We start from the raw sequence: 17692 nt of genomic DNA on the forward strand, positions 1-17692 counted from the left end.
TAGTATTAAAAATAAAGTCAAGGATAATTTTTATCTCAATTAAGCTAAAATATAGGCCTGAATCAATCAAAAATTCCTGCTATATATGCAGGAATTTTTTAACGGCAAAATAACCTAAAACAAATCTTTAGATTTTTTTATACTAGGATTCTTTCGCTTCAACCGCGAAATCAATATCTAAAAAACTAGTAGCAGCACTCGCCAGCCGGTTTTCCGGAACCGCAGTCGCATGGCTCTGCCGCACCGCAGCACTCGCCATACGGACGTTCTGACCCGCAAGGGCAATCGTCACCCAAATGTGGCATATTGTAGGTTATGAATTAAATTTAAATAAATTAAATGAATTTTTAGTCATCTCCTCCACTACTGTAGTATAAGAAACACTCTTAATTTCTGCAATCTTTTCCGCCACCTGTCTCACATATTGTGGCTGATTTCGTTTGCCGCGATGCGGCTCCGGTGCTAGGTACGGTGAATCAGTTTCAATCAGCATTGAACTTAAAGAAATCTTACTGGCGATTTCCGGCAACTTGCCGGTTTTGTCAAAAGTAACAATACCGGTAAAGCCAACGTAGAAACCTAATTCTGAAAATTCCAAAGCCTGACTTAAATTACCACCATAGCAATGCACCACTCCTCGATTATATTTTTCAGTTTTAACAATATTTAAAATTTCCTGATATGCATCTTTGGTCCCATCCTTGCTGTTACGACCATGAATAATTATCGGCAAATCAAATTCTTTAGCCAGCCGTATCTGTTTAGTAAAAACTTTTTTTTGATTTTCAAAATTACTGTCACTGTGAAAAAAATCAATACCGGTCTCACCAATTGCGACAATTTTTTTAGAACTTAACACTAACGCTCGATAATCATCAACATTAAAAGCTTCCGGATGAAATTCACTGCCAGAGACATGAATCGGGTGCAGCCCAATTGCCGCATAAACACCCCTTTCATATTGTTGGGCAATATCTACGGCCCGACGACTCGTTGCTAGTTGCGCCCCCACATTGATCATCCATATTTCATGCTGTTGACAGTCGGCAATCACTTCCTGCCAATCCGATTCAAACGCCTCAAAATTTACGTGAGCATGAGTATCAATGATCATACAACCGCTTTAATTATTTCCGGTAATAACGGAGTTAGAATTGACGCTAATTGAATCAATAGCTGAGCAACCTGGGAGCCAGCTACGGCCGTCTGCCACCAATCTATCGGCGCCAGCTGAACCGTAAAATAAACTATCGTACCAATCGCCAATACGGCTTCAATTAAACCGAACAAGGCACCAAGAATTCTGTTGAAACTCTTGGCAAACGGAATAATTGAAATCAAATTAAAAATTTTATTAACTAGCCAAAAAGCTAAGCCGACCAGGCGATTGACAATCGTGAACAACAAAATAAACGCAATCACTCGCGCGGCGACAGCATTGCCTAAAAGAATAATCTCCAACCAACCGGCAACCGGCTCATAGTACATTCCCGCTAACCATGTACCCGCCACGACTCCCACCAATGCGCCGATACTCTGTACCAACCCCAGAGCAAATCCAAATGCGACAAATGCAAAAATAACAAGGATTAAAACTAAATCAAGAATGCTTAAATACATATAGTTAATCAAGGCGCGGGAATAATGGCTCGCCTTTGGTTATTTTTTTAGCGGTTATAATTTGTTCAATCCTAGCAGCAGTTTCCGGCAAAAATGGCGACAAAAGCTGGCTGATTTCGTAAATTTCCTGAGCCGACTGCTGAAGAATCTTTTCGACTTCCTTCGATTTTCCTTCTTTAGCTAACTGCCAGGGCTTAGTTTCCGAAACCAACCCGTCAACGCGAGCCATCTTATCCCAAATGAACTTTAGTACCTGATCAAACAAGAATCCGTCTATTAAGCGGTAGAATTCTTCCGGAGCCTGATACTTAGTCTTGATTCTAACGCTGACATTATTTTGCTCAATTAACCCGACGATTCGGTTGACCAAATTCCCTAAACCATTAGCCAAATCGGAATTATATGCCTCCTTGAGGCGGCTCTCGGAAAAATCACTGTCCTGGACCGGGTGGATATAGCGCAACAAATAGTAGCGGACTGGCTCAACTCCATACTGTCGAATAAGACTAAATGGATCAACAACATTGCCAAGCGACTTAGACATCTTGCCCCCGTCAATATTGATATAACCATGAACAAATAACTTTTCCGGCAATGGCAAACCAGCGGAGAGTAGCATCGCTGGCCAGTACACCGCATGAAATCTGATAATGCCCTTACCAACGGTATGGACATCGGCCGGCCAAAACTTTTTAAACAGCTTGCCGGATGTATCATAATCAATACCAGTGATATAGTTACTCAACGCGTCAAACCAAACATACATCACTTGGTTTTGGTCGCCGGGTACCGGCACGCCCCAATGTTTCGCCCGAGCCTGAGATCGGGAAATTGAAAAATCTTCAAGCCCCATTTTAATAAAACTTAAAACTTCATTCTTGCGAGACTCTGGTACGATTTGGTATTTATCTGACTCAATTAATTGCTCCAAAATTTTTTGGTAATTAGAAAGTTTGAAAAAATAATTTTCTTCTTCAACTACATCCGGTTTGGTTTGATGTTCCGGGCACTTGCCGTCAATAAGCTCTTTTTCCGTATAAAATTGTTCACAGCCAACACAGTAAAGTCCCTTGTACTTTTTTTTATAGATGTCTTCCGGCTTGCAGGCCGCCCATAATTTTTGAGCGCCGGCAAAATGCTTATCCGAGACTGTTCGAATAAAATCATCATTGGAAATATTTAAAGCCTTTGCAAGATCAATAAATTTTTGAGTGTTTTTATCAACTAGCGCCCTAACTGAAATTCCTTCTTTTTCTGCCGTCTGAACGTTTTTTAAACTGTTTTCATCGGCACCTGTTAAGAAAAAAACCTGTTCGCCAATCTGGCGATGATATCTAGCGACCACATCAGCTTGAATTAACTCAAAAGCAAAACCAATATGCGGACTGGCATTAACATACGGAATAGCTGTAGTAATATAAAATTTCTTTGGCATTTATTTATTTCCTATAACGACAACAAATTCTCCTTTAGTCTCTTCATTTGTTATATTATTTAAAACCTCTTGGGCAGTGCCGCGATAAACCGTTTCAAACTTCTTGGTTAATTCTCGCGCCACAACAATCTGGCGAGTTAACCCTGCTGCAATTAATTGCTCCAACGCCTTTATGATCCGGTGAACTGATTCGTAAAACACGACCGTATGATCAGACTCAATAATTTTTTTGATCAAAGTCTCCCGACCTTTTTTGTGAGGTAAAAAACCAAAAAAGGTAAAACGATCTGTTGGGAATCCCGACAACGCCAAGGCGGCCGTCAAAGCACTAGCACCAGGAACCGATTCAACCGTAATGCCTTCCGCGACTGCCGAGGCCACCAACAACCCACCGGGATCTGAGATGCCCGGCGTGCCGGCATCAGAAACTAGCGCAACGTGCTTTCCTGATTGTAATTTTGAAATTAAAAAGTCGACCTTACCGACTTTACTGTGTTGATGATAGCTCACCGTGGGCGTAACAATCTGATAATGGTCTAACAGCCTCTTGGTTACCCGAGTATCTTCGCAGGCAATAACATCAACCGTTTTCAAAATTTCCAAGGCCCGCAAGGTGATATCTTTAAGGTTACCAATTGGTGTTGAAACCACGTAGAGAATTCCCATATACTTAAAAATACCACAAAAATCATCGTTTTTCAAGTTTAATTTACTTAACGTAATTGCTCTTGCCAGCTTTTAATTGTTTCAAAATAATCCTGTCTGCTTTCTTCCTTTATAGCCTCCCCGGACGGCAACTCTTCAAGAAGCGGGTTAATTTTAGTGCCGTTTTTTACCATCTCGTAATGTAAATGTGGACCCGTTGAAAGACCGGTTGAACCGACATAACCAATTATTTGTCCCTGAGTAACTTTTTGACCACGTTTAACGGCAATGCGTGAAAGGTGTGCGTAGTTGGTTGAATATGTCCCATTATGTCTGATACTTACCTTATTTCCATATGAACCATCCCAGCCCGCCAAGCTTACCGTCCCGTCGCCAACCGCGCGAACCGGCGTTCCGGCCGCAGCGGCATAATCAATCGCCCGATGGCCGGTTGAAATATTAAATGCTGAAATGTATCGCGAGCCGGTCGTAAATCCGGAAGTAATATATTTAAAAGACAACGGCGCTTTTAAAAATATCTTTTGGGTTGAATTGGCATCCTGATCATAATAACCTTCAATCTGATCTTTGGCATAATAAAAAGCAAATAAATCCTTACCTTCATTGGTAAACTTACCGGCTAAAATTTTTCCTGGCATTATATATTCTCCCTTTAAATAGCGCTCTTCATAAATGAACTTATATTTGTCGCCCGACCTAACTTGCCAAGCAAAATCAACTGTCCATTGAAACACGTCCGCAAAAGCAATGATTGCCCGCTCATCAATACCTTGGCTTAAAGCAGACTCCCACATCGAACTATCAATTGTACCTTCAACTGTTTTAATTTTTATTTCATAGGGAATCATCTTTCTTTCGGCCGCCCAAACGTTCACTGTGGTTGTAGCCTGACTATTCTGCTCGCGGGTCACAAACAACTCTTCTTCACTGTCAATTTGATATATCAATTGTTTAAATTCATCAGTTTGTTTGTCATAAACTAAATTAATTACTCTGCCCAACCGAATGTTTGTTAAATCATAAACGTTTTGAGCCGCATCAAAAATAGCCTGACTGATCAGCGGGCTGACGCTTGCTGTTTCCATTAATTTTCCAAAAGTTGAACCTTCGGTTACTTCAATATTCTTAACATATGTTGTTTCAGCTTTCGGATTAACTACTGTGCTGTCTTCAGGCGCCGGCTCAGCAGTTTTTAAACGGCCGGATTGCCAGACAAAGAATGACACCAAACCTAAAATAGCTGCAAACAGTAAAATATTCTTGACTAATTTCATAGATTTTTATTATATCACAAATCACCTACTATGTTATACCAAAAAAACTGACGTTTATTTCAAGCTCTTCAAAATACACACATGAATTGTCCAAACCACTATTAGTAATCCATTGCTGTTAATCAAGCATCCTGCGCGGAGATTTAATTTTTTATTAAATACCTAGTCTATTCTGATAAAAAATGAGCCTTCCGACAGGGAAGGTTTTTATTCATTACTTAGGGGGTTATCAATAATGCATAACACACCACAACAACAGTTATTTTAGAGGTATTTATATTAAAATCAAATGATTTTAAAGGATGAATAGCCCATTTTTATTGTCTTTTTAGCCTCAAAGAACGCTGATAAGTAATGGCAAAACGGTGAGCCTCATCTCTAATGCGTTGCAATAATTTTAAGGCCGATGAACGCTTTGAAAGACGAATCGGATATTTACTCTTCAGGGTGTAAATTTCTTCCTCTTTTTTTGCTAAAGCAATAAGCGGTATTTGATCCAAACCCAATGCCGACAACGACTGACGTGCGGCCGAAAGTTGGGGTTTGCCGCCGTCAACCATAATTAAATCCGGCAGTTGTTCCTGCTGCTTGGTAATTCGGTAATACCGACGATACACCACCTCCTTCATAGCGTCAAAATCCGATTGTCCCTGAAAAGTTTTTATTTTAAACCGCCGATAATTATCCTTGTCTGGTTTGCCCTGATCAAACCGAACCATTGAAGCAACAACATCAGACGGCCCTAAATTAGAAATATCAAACGCTTCAATTATTCTTGGCGAACTCGTTAGCCCGAGAACGTTCTGCAATTCAAACAAATTGGCCTCGCCTGTCTGCAAATTTATTTCAATATTTTTTTTAACTAACTCCAAGAGCTTTAGCTTGTCTCCTTTTTGGGGAACAATGATCTTAAGCCGATGTCCTGCTAGGTTAGAAAAATACTGCTCTAAAATATTTTGATCAGCAAGCTGAATCGGCAGAATAATTTCTTGCGGGATATCTTGTGTATAGTAATATTGGGAAAGAAAATCAGCCAGGTTTACTGCCGGTTCTGTGCTTAAAGGAGTTTGAAATGTAAACTCTTTACGGCCGGAAATAATTCCTTTATTAATATTAAATAATTGAACAACTAATTTGTTCGGCGTCTGAATATAGTTTATAACATCCTGATCATAGTTACGGCGCAGTTCAATTTTTTGTTTTTGAGCAATGTTCTCCAGAGCCATAATCTGATCACGTCTAATTTTAGCTTGCTCAAAATTATTCTGAGCGGCATACTCATGCATTTCCGATTGTAATTTTTTAATCAACTCTTCATTTTGACCTTTTAAAAGCAGTCGCACTCGGTCAACTCGCTGTCGGTATTCAATCTGGCTAATTTCCTCAGACCACGGCGAGGTTGCCAATTTAATCCGTCCTCGTTGAATCTCTTTCTTGGTCATCCGTTTATTGACTCTCATTTTGAATAATCGATTTGCGATTCTCACTAACTCTTGCCGAGCCTGGCCGGAAGCATAGGGACCGTAGACTTCATCACTATTTTTAAAGGATCGTACGGCGACTAGTCTGGGGTATTCTTCATTGGTTATCAGCAGATGGGCATAGCGCTTTCCAGCTTTTAACTCAATGTTATATTTTGGCTGGTGCTTATTAATCAATCGGGCTTCTAACAAAAATGCTTCAAGTTCGTTATCAGTAATAAAAAAATCAACGTCACTTATTTTTTTCACCAGCTCGACAGTTTTAGAATCTAAATCATATTTATGAAAATAACTCTTAACCCGTTTACTGATATTTTTTGCTTTGCCAATATAAATAATTCTCCCGTTTTTATCCTTAAAGATATAACAACCGGGATTTTGTGGTGAATCTTTAATTTTTTGCTTTAAATTAGACATTTTCGTTGACAATAATATAGTACCATGATATAGTTCATTTTTCATGGTTTTCACTCATCTGGCAACTTGGAGAATATAGATGCCTCCACAGACAAAGACCAACAGCATACCATGGTCGACCTTTAACAAAAACAATTACCGAGGGCAGCTGCTTGTCTGGCACGAAGACAACCATCAGTTCTCGGGAACAATCAGCGAAATCAACGTTAGGCCCGGTCACGGCATTGAAGTTTCTCTCAAAGAAATTGAGGTCAGAGAAAAAATCGATGACCCCTGGAGAGATTCGTCCTGTCCGGTCCGATCAATCCATTTTAATGCCAGTCGTGAACCGATCAACGACGAACTCGGCGTTTCAATCGGACACGGCGGCAACAACACCGCAACAATCATTCCTGTTCGCAATCGCGACGATCTGCAAAAGGTGCTTTTGCAACAACAGTGATTTTCTCATGGCAGTTTCCAACAACTGCCTTATTTTTTTATCCTAAAACTTTTTTTAAATACTTACCGGTATAACTCCACTTAGCACACTTCGCAATTTTTTCCGGCGTACCCTCGGCCACAATTCTACCGCCCCGATCACCGCCTTCCGGACCTAAATCAATAATCCAATCGGCTGATTTAATGACATCCAAATTATGTTCAATAACCAAAACGCTATTCCCTTTATCAACCAATCTGTTTAAGACTCCAAGCAGTCGGGCAACATCGTCAAAATGAAGCCCGGTTGTTGGCTCGTCAAGAATATATAGCGTATTTCCACCCTTGCGCGACAATTCAGAAGTTAGCTTAATTCGCTGAGCTTCACCCCCGGAAAGCGTAGTGGCACTCTGCCCAAGGGCAATATATCCCAAACCAACGTCATAAAGAGTTTGTAGTTTATTTTTGATAGCCGTGACATTCTTAAAAAACTCCAACGCTTCTTCAACGGTCATATTAAGCACTTGCGAAATATTTTTGTCTTTATATTTCACTTCAAGTGTTTCATGATTATAACGTGTTCCTTTACATTGCTCACATTCAACATAAACATCCGGCAAAAAATGCATTTCGATTTTTTTTACACCGTCTCCTTCGCATTCCTCGCACCGACCGCCGCTGACATTAAAACTAAACCGCCCCGGCTTATAGCCCCTCAACCTTGCCTCGGGAGTCTGGGCAAATAAATCACGAATTAACGTAAAAACTCCAATGTATGTCACGGGATTACTGCGTGGCGTCCGACCAATTGGCGACTGATCGACAATAATAGCTTTGTCTAAATTGCCATACCCTTTCAATGCCTTATGTTTTCCCGGCTTATCCGTGCTGGCCCAAAATATTTTATACAGTGCTTTGTACAAAATATCGTTAATTAAACTACTTTTGCCGGAACCAGACACCCCGGTGACACAAGTAAACACTTTCAACGGAATTTTAACATCGATGTTCTTCAAATTATTCTGAGCGGCGCCGATAATTTCAAGGTAATCAAACGCCCGACGCCGTTTATCGGGAACTTCAATCTTCTTTTCACCCGTCAGATACTGGCCCGTGATTGATTTTTTGCTCTTTTTGATCTGCTCTGGAGTCCCGGCAAAGGTTATCTCGCCGCCATGAATTCCTGCCCCCGGACCCAAATCAATAACATAGTCGGCTGCTAAAATAGTGTCTTCATCGTGTTCAACAACAATCACCGTATTGCCAAGGTCTTTAAGATGACGCAGCGTTTTAATAAGCTTCTCATTATCACGCTGGTGCAAACCGATTGACGGCTCATCAAGAATATATAAAACTCCTCGCAATTCAGAACCAATTTGAGTGGCCAATCTGATTCGTTGAGCTTCTCCCCCGGAAAGTGTTCTTGCTTCACGTGACAGAGTCAGATAATCAAGCCCGACGTCAACCAAAAACTGCAGCCGATTTTTAATTTCCTGTAAAATCAACTTGGCAATTTCTGATTGCTCTTTATTGAGCTTTAGGCTAGCAAAAAAATCAACCAGCTTGCCGATTGAAACCTGCCCGACATCCCAAATGTTCTGATCATTTATAGTAACTGCTAAAGTTTCAGGCTTTAACCGCTTACCTTGACACGATTGGCAATTGCCAATTCGCATATACTTTTCCATTTCTCGACGACGATATTCAGAATCAGTCTGTTTATAAAGCCGCTCAATCTGAGGAATAATACCTTCAAACTCACCAATCCAACTGTAGCTTGATCCTTTTTTGCTTGACGTCAGATGAAAATCAATGTCTTCAGTTGAACCATATAAAATAATATTTTGAATTTTTTCCGGCAAATCTTTGAATGGTGTCCATAAATCAAATTTATAGTGTTCAGCCAGGCCTTCTAAAAGTTGCTGCCGCCAGCCTTCACCATAAGTCTGCCACGGCTTAACCGCCCCTTCGGCCAGCGACAAGCTGGAGTTTGGTATTACCAGATCCCGATCAACCTGCTGCAAAAAACCTAACCCATGGCATTGAGGGCAGGCACCAAATGGCGAATTAAAAGAAAACATTCTTGGCTGTAATTCTTCAATTGAAATACCGCAATCAAGACACGCATTATGCTGAGAAAACAATCGTTCAGTGTCGCCAATGATCACTAGGACTAGGCCGTCCGCTTCAGAAAGCGCAACCTCAATCGAATCAGTTAAACGGTTAGCTACTCCTTTTTTAATAATCAGGCGATCAACAATTAATTCAATGGCATGCTTGGTCTGTTTATTAAGCTTGAAATCTTCCCAGTCATCAAGATCTTTTACCTCACCATTAATTCTAATTCGACTAAAACCTTTTTGTTGCAAATCAGAAAATAACTTTTCGTATGTTCCTTTTTTGCCCCTGATAATCGGCGCTAGAATTTGAATTTTTGAGCCCGCTTTCTCTTTTTGAATTATTTCACTAATAATCTCTGCTGACTGAGGCGTAATTAATTTGCCGCAGTTCGGACAATGCGGCACACCCACTCTGGCATACAAGAGACGAAGGTAATCATAAATTTCAGTGATCGTACCGACGGTTGACCGAGGATTTTTTGAAATTGATTTTTGCTCAATTGAGATTGCCGGCGACAAACCGGTAATTTTATCAACGTCCGGTTTATTCATTAACCCTAAAAATTGTCGAGCATAAGCCGACAAACTCTCAACATACCGCCGCTGACCTTCGGCGTACAACGTATCAAAAGCTAATGTTGATTTACCAGAACCAGACAAACCGGTGATAACCGTCAACTGGTCAATCGGAATTTCAGCATTAATATTCTTTAAGTTATGCTCTCGAGCACCCTTAATTACAATTTTTTCAGCATTTTTAGACATAATTTAACATTTTTATTGACTTTTTATAATAAATATGATATAATATATAATCCCTTTACTACGTAGTATTGGGACCAGAGACTATCAAAAAGAAAAAGAAAACAGGGAGATAAGTCATGAACTTCGTTCTTTTCAACATTGCGCTGGTATTGGTCGGGGCGGCAATCGCCGGACTTGAAGGTCGGTTGTCACACCGCCAACTTGGGTCGAAATCAATCCCTTGGCTTGCTCACGGCGGGATGTGGGCCGACTTGGTACTAATCAGTACCATGGCGTATTTCATTGGTCCGCAACTCTCCGACGTTTCGCCGCGCATGTTCGTCTTCGCCGGGGTAGTTGGGATACTGGCAAGTATTGTAATGCACTTAGCATACGTCCAGTGGGCCGACCTGTCTGGTCATATTGTCGAGCCGAGCAACCAAGGCTTGAACAAATTGACCGCTGGCGGCTGGTACCACTTGGCGTATATGGCGTTAGTCATTACCGCCATCGTCGCCTACTATGCCGGTACGAGCGCAAACAAGTTTTGGGTGTCACTACTACTAGTGGCATTCATCATTCCCGCTGTCTGGCAGCCAGGGTGGTACGCTCACAAGCTTCACCACGGCTACGGTCGCATCGACGCCAATGGCTGGGGTCAGGCGGCTGTAATGGTCATCTTGATTAGTATCTCGTTTTGGTACTTCACTCCCTACGACTTCAAAGTTGAGGTGGTGGGCACCAGCGAGCCAACGATCCAGTTGACCGCCACGAAACTTCCATGGCAAGCAACACCCTTTGACGAACAAGGTCAGGCCATCATCCAGAGCTACACCGTTGTTCGTTTTTTCCAGAAAAACGAGGTTTGGCAGACGACTGGCGATCACCTATCAGCAAATGTCATTGCCTACCATCTTATTGGAAAAGACGACAACAGCCTACTACCACTCACGACGACGATTCATATCGACAAAGTCGGCGGCGGCGAAATGCAGAACCTTGACATCAAATTGCCGTAAGGCCTTCATCACGACCCCCAACAGAAAAAATTTCTGTTCCGGGGTCGTTATTTTTTTATAAGGATCATTCTACAGTTTCTTTTTCAGCTTTTCAATTTTTTCTCGAAACATAATCGCTTTTTCAAATTCCAAATTTTCTGCCGCCGCTCTCATTTGGCCTTCCAAATCAATAATCATTTTATCCAACGTCAATTCCTTGCCTTTTTCTCCTGGCTCAATCACCACTTCTTCTTCGGCGATTGCTTTAATAATGCTGGTCGGGGTTATTCCGTGTTCTTTATTGTATGCCAACTGAATTACTCGCCGTCGATCAGTTTCCCGAATTGCTTCCTTGATTGAACCAGTTTGTCGGTCGGCATACATAATCACTTTTGAATTCACGTTCCGCGCCGCACGGCCGATGGTTTGGATAAGACTGGTGGTATTGCGCAAAAATCCCTCCTTATCAGCATCTAAGATTGCCACCAGAGCAACTTCCGGAATATCAAGCCCTTCTCGTAACAAGTTAATTCCGACCAGTACCTCATACTTTCCAATTCGCAGATCACGAATGATCTTTGTGCGCTCAAGCGTATCAATTTCCGAATGCAGATAAACCGCCTTGATCCCCTGATCAATAAAATACGTCGCCAGATCTTCAGCCATACGTTTAGTCAAAGTTGTCACCAATACCCGATGATCCTTGGCCACCACTGCTTGGATTTCATGCAATAAATCATCAACCTGGCCGGTTACCGGACGAACCTCAATGACTGGATCAATCAGGCCGGTTGGTCTGATAATTTGTTCAACCACATTTTTACTGTTCTCAAATTCATACTGACCGGGTGTTGCCGAAACAAAAATGGTTTTTTTGAGACGTTTTTCGAATTCTCCAAATTTTAACGGTCGGTTATCATACGCTGAAGGCAGACGAAAACCATAATCAACCAGATTCTTTTTTCGGGCCTTATCACCATGGTACATTCCTCCAACCTGCGGAATCGTCTGATGGCTTTCGTCAATGACCATCAGCCAATCTTTGGTAACATAATTAAAGAAATCAACCAATGTGAAGGGCGGCTGTCCGGCCTTACGGCCGTCAAAATGCCGAGAATAATTTTCAATACCTTTACAATACCCTAGCTGTTCAATCATTTCCAAATCATAATTTGTCCGCTGATTTAATCGGTATGATTCAATAGTTTCTAATTGGGGCAAGCGTTCGGCCAATTCTTCCCTAATCGCCTTTAAGGCTTGGGGAATACGATCTTTAGGGACAACAAACGGCTTGGCGGGATAAATAAAAATATCGGACAAGGCATTGATTTTTTTACCCGACATTTTATCAACATCCAAAATTTCTTCTATAATGTCGTCAAAAAACTTAATTCGGACGATATTACTATTGGCTGAACCCTGAACAATATCAACCGTATCGCCCCGAACTCGAAACCGGCCAGATCGTAATTCAGTGTCATTACGTTCGTATTGAATGTTAATCAGCGCTCGCTGGAAATCCTTTTTTTCTAATTTCTGCCCAACCGTCAGATGAAAACTTTCGCCCTCAAAATCTTTAGCCTGGCCTAAGCCATAAATACAAGAAACTGAAGCGACCACTATAACATCTTCACGGGCCAAAAGTGATGTTGCCGCTTCCATACGCAAACGTTCAATCTGCTCATTAACGCTTGAATCTTTCTCGATATAGGTATCTGACGCCGGCAAATAGCTTTCCGGCTGGTAATAATCGTAATAGGAAACAAAATAACACACCTTATTTTTTGGAAAAAAGGTTTGGAACTCTTGATACAACTGAGCCGCTAACGTTTTATTATGAGATAATACTAACGTCGGTTTTTGAATCTGTTGGATAACATTCGCAATCGTGAAAGTCTTACCGGAACCAGTCACGCCTAAAAGCGTCTGGTATGGATGTTTTTTATATCCTTCCACCAAACTCTTGATTGCCTTAGGTTGGTCGCCCCGCGGGGGGTATGGACTAAAAAGTTGGAACTTTGGCATAGCAAGCGAAAGGGACCGGCAAGTCCCTTTAATAAAATTGTTTAATTTAACACATTAATCGTAACAATCTTAAGACAAAAAGTCAATCCTGCTTAGCGCCGTTACTTTTTCATTATTCCCTTATCAGCCGCTGGGGTTCGTTTTTTCTTATTTAGAATATAATTGTAAGCCGCTAATGCTGCCTTAACTCCATCACCGGCAGAAATGTTATTTTGTTTATATGGATCATTCGTAACGTCGCCAGCGGCAAAAATGCCTGGTTCAGACGTGCTGGCATGGCGAGAATTAATCATAATTTGGGCGTACTTATCAAGTTTAACAATATCTCTAACCAGATCAGAGTTAGGCATTGAACCAATCTCCACAAAGATTCCTTCAACCTTTAGAGTCTGCTCCTGATCAGATTGGTCAAGATACTTTAAGCCGCTCACTAACGTATGGCCAAAAATTTGAATAATTTTGGCATTAAAAATCTTTATTACTTTTGGATTTCCGGAAATTTGATCTTGAGATACCGGATCGGCTTTTAGTTTATTTGTATTACTAATCAGGTAGATCTTGTCGGCATATGGCAAAAGGTCGATAACTGCCTCAACGCCGGCATTACCGCCGCCAATAACAGCGACTGCCTTGCCGTTAAACAGCGGCGCGTCACACGTTGAACAATATGAAACTCCTTTTCCGTTGAATTCTACTTCACCAGGCACATCCAGGCGACGTCGGCTCGCGCCCGATGCCACAATAACAGTTTTGGCGGTATACTGCTTCCTATCATCCACAGTAACCACAAAATCAAATGCTCGGACACTTTGCTTGTCGGAAACTGGCACCTTTTTTACTCCTACAGCTTTTCGACCCGTCTGCACATCAACCACATCGGGAAAATTTCGAGCATGGGCCTCTAACCGCTTACCAAGCTCAAAACCGGAAATATTTTTCTCGCCAATCCAGTTTTCAATCTGATCAGACACTACCGACTGCCCGCCAAATGAGTACGCCAAAAGTAACGTCTTCATCTTTTTTCGGGCTGCATACACCGCTGCAGCAACACCGCCCGGTCCACCGCCAATTATGATTACATCGTAAATCATATGAATGCTACCCTTCCAATAAATAGGCTAACCGTTCACCGAATTCCTTAGCAGCAGCGGGATCTTTAGCAGTAACAATCAGATCATCAACTTCAACCGGCATTCCGGTATAATCTGCTCCCCGATCTTTTAAATTTTCTTCTTCTGAGGGAAATGCCGTCACCGTTTTGCTAATTAAAATTCCGGCATTGGCCAAAATGGACGGGGCGATACAAATTGCGCCAATTAATTTTCTTTTAGCCCTAAAATCCCGCACCAATTGTAAAACTTCACCGTCATTGAAATAGGACACCGCTCCCGGACCACCAATAAAAACTGCCGCATCGAAATCTTGCGGCTTCACCTCAGCCACCGCCATGTCCGGAGTGATTTCCGTACCAAGTTTGCCAACTGCCCGGTTGCGGGTTTTGGCGGCTACTTTCGCTTCGAAGCCCCGATTATCCAAAATCTTTTTAGGCTCAAGAAGCTCTTCGTCGCGAAAAGCATTTTGAGCGACAATAAATACTACTCTTTTTTTCATACATTTTTAGCAACTTATTTATATATTAAATATAACAAAAATCTGACCCGACTGAAAGGTTAGGGGTCAGATTTTCTCAAATTAATCTTAGATTACCGGCTAACTTCAATGTCCTGATCGCGTTCCGGATCGCAAGAACCAACCTGGATTCTACCTGTTGCAGTTTTTCTGATATAGTAATCGGTATTTCCGGCATCAGCACCAACCGAATCTCCCAAAGGGTCAATTGGAATTGAAGCAATATATTCGTCAACTATATCAGGGGCAAGATTTAGACAAGCGCCTGCTGTAGTTTGAGCGCCACAGGCCGCATCACAACCAATGCCATCAGTGCCCAAAACATAATAAGTGCCAACTGTTGCGCTGGCAAGTGCGTTCGGCAATGTACCGGCGTTATCAACCGTATATTTCAAAACAGCATTCAAGATTGAATTAACTGAACTCCAACGTTCAGCATTTCTGGCTTCGGCCAATCGGCGCGCCGGATCAACGGCGACAAAAATAATGGCGGCCAAAGATAACAATCAACAGTTCAATAAGGGTAAACCCTTGATTTTTTTTCATAAGGCTCCTTTTAATTATCGTGAGACACGGATAGTCGGGGTTTCGCTGTTGACCTCTTCAGCACCACAGGCGCCAACAGTTACCCGGCCACTCGGACTCTTATAAATATAATAAAATGTTTTAGTCGCACCAGCTCCCGATTCGTTTGAATCGTAAGGAATCGAAGCTAGATAGGTATCAACTAATGGTGACAGATCAATTACCGCTGTGGTGGTTGTAGCAGTCCCGCCGCCGGCAGTTTCACAGTCAGTAGCGCTCGCGCCCGTTCCAATCATATAGGTCGTACCAGCCGTCAAATTAGCCGGGGGCGCACCAGCATTATCAACCGTATATTTCAAATAGGCATTCAAGATTGAATTAACTGAACTCCAACGTTCAGCATTTCTGGCTTCGGCCAATCGGCGCGCCGGATCAACGGCGACAAAAATAATGGCGGCCAAATTAATTGCTTTAAAAGCTCATTTATAGTATATCACTAAAAATCGTTTTATTCTACAATATCAAAATAAATTCCGTATACCCATCCTTCCACCGAGGCGTCTTTAATCTTATACCAACCATCCGACTCCTCTACTACTTCATAAACACCCCCCACCGGCACCGAGCCAACTTTCTTAAAGCTGGTTGCCGCACCTTCCCGGACATTTAGATAACCAACAGCATTTTCCTTAACTCTAATTTTGATTGGCTTAGTTTCATTTGAAACCCCCAAAACCTCCGGATTATTCTCAGCACTGCTTTCTGCTGCCGGCGTCGTCGTTGAAGTTTCAAACAGTTCAGTAAACGTACTAAACACCCAGCCCGAAATTTTGTCGTCCAACTTGATCTTATGCCACTCTTCACCGCGCTCTAACAATTCGTATTCACTACCGGACTTTGCCTCTCCAACTTTACTGAATTCCGCGCCCGCGCCGTCACGAACGTTCGCATAGCCAGCACTGGTAGGCAGGATGCGCACCATCGTTTTTGGCGCTAATGCCTCGGTGGTACTCGCCAATTCCCGCTGAATTGCCTGGTCTCGGAGCTGATCTAAAACATCAAGATTAATATCAGCCGGAACGAACTTGCCGGTGTCTGATGCAGGAGAAAAATAATTATAGAAATCCACACCTTGCTGTTTTGTTGTAATCACCGCCAACAAGCCGGCCAACATTAAAATTAAAATCGCCAACCGGGTAAAAAATCTCTGCCAGTGTTTACGATCGCCTTTTTCAGGCAAAAATTTAAGCAGTGGATTTTTCCTTAGCGGTAGCAAATTAATGTCGCTGGTCTCTGGTTTTTTTTCAATCCCCCGCAATGCCAGCCCTAAAACATTGGAAAAAATAATTTCCTTGCCCTTAACGTTGCCTAAAGCTCCCGGATCCTTAATCTTGGCAAAAGGTTTGCCAAGATTTACCACCAAACCAAAGCTGTTGGCAAAATGCTGATCAATACTTGGCAACAAAGCCGAACCACCAGCCAAAATAATTTCATCAACATGACGCTGAGCTTCAGCTTGATAAAATTCAATCAATTGTTTTGCTTCCCCGACAACTTTTTTAGATTCGTTTTGCAAGATAGCCACCACTTTACCGGTATCTTTTTTGGAGTCAAAACCCGTTTTAATCTTCAATTCATTGGCGCTCTTTTCAGTTATCTTTTTAGCGGCCATAATCGCTTTAGTGAACCGGCCGCCGGCAACCTTCACCACGCCACTAGCTCTAATGCCCTGGCGATCAAAAATGGTTAGGTTAGTCGTTCGTGAACCAATATCCATCAACAGCTTGGCCGATTTTTTATTATTAACGTCAATCAGAATACGTGCCAAACTTAATGATTCTAAATCAAAAGCAATCGGCTTTAAGCCAATTGCTTCAAGTACTTCAACGTAGGCGTCGACAACTTTTACCGGCACTGCCGCATAAAAGATTTCTTGTGACGCACCCTCAACGGTAATGGTTTTAAAATCGTAATAAACTTCTGATGATTTAAACGGAATTACTTCTTCCGCCTTAAAGGGAATTGTATTTTTTATTTCTTTATGTTTCAGTCCGGCGGGTAATTTGAAAACTGTTGTAAAAACCTGCGAATCAGGCAACGACAGCACACAAAAAGGCGTTCTGATTTTTTGCGGTTTTGCCGAATCAAGCAATTTAACCAGACTGTCTTGAAGCTTCTTTTTATCTTTAATAATACCGTCTTTAACCAGGCTGGTTTTAAAAACTGAACGAGCGTAAGCAGTAATCTTAGGCTTACCAAAAAGCGGCTTCGTCAACTGCAAGGCCTCAATTGAATAATCTGAAATGTCCAAACCAAAAATTTCTTTTTTTACCATTTT

17 protein-coding genes are annotated in these 17692 nt (G+C 41.8%); 2 read left to right on the top strand and 15 right to left on the bottom strand.

Annotated features, from left to right (window positions below; translation table 11 throughout):
* Positions 1 to 185 precede the first annotated feature (185 nt).
* The 7 genes from HUU49_02490 to uvrC all read right to left on the bottom strand — a co-directional run bounded on the left by HUU49_02490 (position 186) and on the right by uvrC (position 6938).
* A complete protein-coding gene (locus tag HUU49_02490; GenBank protein NUM25475.1) occupies positions 186 to 305 on the bottom strand; it encodes an SEC-C domain-containing protein in 120 nt (39 codons plus the stop codon).
* 8 nt (positions 306 to 313) lie between these two features.
* Entirely contained in the window at positions 314 to 1114 is an 801-nt protein-coding gene (locus HUU49_02495; protein NUM25476.1) for a TatD family hydrolase, read from the bottom strand.
* Entirely contained in the window at positions 1111 to 1620 is a 510-nt protein-coding gene (locus HUU49_02500) for a CvpA family protein (GenBank protein NUM25477.1), read from the bottom strand. Before HUU49_02500 ends, HUU49_02495 begins: the two co-directional genes overlap by 4 nt.
* Positions 1621 to 1624: 4 nt before the next feature.
* Entirely contained in the window at positions 1625 to 3055 is a 1431-nt protein-coding gene (locus tag HUU49_02505; GenBank protein NUM25478.1) for a methionine--tRNA ligase, read from the bottom strand.
* The gene (rsmI, locus tag HUU49_02510; protein NUM25479.1) at positions 3056 to 3721 is read right to left on the bottom strand and encodes a 16S rRNA (cytidine(1402)-2'-O)-methyltransferase; all 666 of its coding nucleotides are present in this window, start codon (positions 3719 to 3721) and stop codon (positions 3056 to 3058) included.
* Positions 3722 to 3768: 47 nt separating this feature from the next.
* Positions 3769 to 4995: a peptidoglycan DD-metalloendopeptidase family protein gene (locus tag HUU49_02515; GenBank protein ID NUM25480.1), complete on the bottom strand. Its 1227-nt coding sequence runs from the start codon at positions 4993 to 4995 to the stop codon at positions 3769 to 3771.
* Between the two features lie 317 nt (positions 4996 to 5312).
* Positions 5313 to 6938: an excinuclease ABC subunit UvrC gene (uvrC, locus tag HUU49_02520; protein NUM25481.1), complete on the bottom strand. Its 1626-nt coding sequence runs from the start codon at positions 6936 to 6938 to the stop codon at positions 5313 to 5315.
* Positions 6939 to 6972: 34 nt separating this feature from the next.
* Here uvrC and HUU49_02525 point away from each other — a divergent pair, with 34 nt between their 5' ends.
* Positions 6973 to 7335 (top strand): hypothetical protein, encoded by a 363-nt coding sequence (locus HUU49_02525; GenBank protein NUM25482.1) that lies wholly within the window; start codon positions 6973 to 6975, stop codon positions 7333 to 7335.
* 37 nt (positions 7336 to 7372) lie between these two features.
* On the opposite strand, the gene uvrA is transcribed toward HUU49_02525, so the two are convergent.
* Positions 7373 to 10198 carry an excinuclease ABC subunit UvrA gene (gene uvrA, locus HUU49_02530; protein NUM25483.1) on the bottom strand — a complete coding sequence of 942 codons (2826 nt, stop codon included), beginning with the start codon at positions 10196 to 10198 and terminating at the stop codon, positions 7373 to 7375.
* 116 nt (positions 10199 to 10314) lie between these two features.
* On the opposite strand from uvrA, the gene HUU49_02535 reads away from it, so the two are divergent.
* Positions 10315 to 11196, top strand: a complete 882-nt coding sequence (locus HUU49_02535) for a hypothetical protein (GenBank protein NUM25484.1) — start codon at positions 10315 to 10317, stop codon at positions 11194 to 11196.
* 69 nt (positions 11197 to 11265) lie between these two features.
* Here HUU49_02535 and uvrB read toward each other — a convergent pair whose 3' ends face one another.
* The 7 genes from uvrB to pilM form a co-directional block, all read right to left on the bottom strand.
* Positions 11266 to 13200 carry an excinuclease ABC subunit UvrB gene (gene uvrB / locus HUU49_02540; GenBank protein ID NUM25485.1) on the bottom strand — a complete coding sequence of 645 codons (1935 nt, stop codon included), beginning with the start codon at positions 13198 to 13200 and terminating at the stop codon, positions 11266 to 11268.
* Positions 13201 to 13301: 101 nt separating this feature from the next.
* A complete protein-coding gene (locus HUU49_02545) occupies positions 13302 to 14291 on the bottom strand; it encodes an FAD-dependent oxidoreductase (protein NUM25486.1) in 990 nt (329 codons plus the stop codon).
* 7 nt (positions 14292 to 14298) lie between these two features.
* Positions 14299 to 14811, bottom strand: coding sequence for a DJ-1/PfpI family protein (locus HUU49_02550; protein ID NUM25487.1), 513 nt, complete (start codon positions 14809 to 14811; stop codon positions 14299 to 14301).
* A gap of 92 nt (positions 14812 to 14903) precedes the next feature.
* Positions 14904 to 15326 (bottom strand): hypothetical protein, encoded by a 423-nt coding sequence (locus tag HUU49_02555; GenBank protein ID NUM25488.1) that lies wholly within the window; start codon positions 15324 to 15326, stop codon positions 14904 to 14906.
* Positions 15298 to 15375, bottom strand: coding sequence for a type II secretion system protein (locus tag HUU49_02560; GenBank protein ID NUM25489.1), 78 nt, complete (start codon positions 15373 to 15375; stop codon positions 15298 to 15300). Before HUU49_02560 ends, HUU49_02555 begins: the two co-directional genes overlap by 29 nt.
* Positions 15376 to 15389: 14 nt before the next feature.
* On the bottom strand, positions 15390 to 15815 hold the full coding sequence (locus HUU49_02565) for a hypothetical protein (protein ID NUM25490.1): 426 nt from the start codon (positions 15813 to 15815) through the stop codon (positions 15390 to 15392).
* Positions 15816 to 15862: 47 nt separating this feature from the next.
* Positions 15863 to 17689: a type IV pilus assembly protein PilM gene (gene pilM / locus HUU49_02570; GenBank protein NUM25491.1), complete on the bottom strand. Its 1827-nt coding sequence runs from the start codon at positions 17687 to 17689 to the stop codon at positions 15863 to 15865.
* Positions 17690 to 17692: the final 3 nt, after the last annotated feature.

It is taken from the genome of Candidatus Buchananbacteria bacterium (assembly GCA_013359225.1).
Classification (GTDB): Bacteria; Patescibacteriota; Patescibacteriia; order Buchananbacterales; family UBA6539; genus JABWCG01.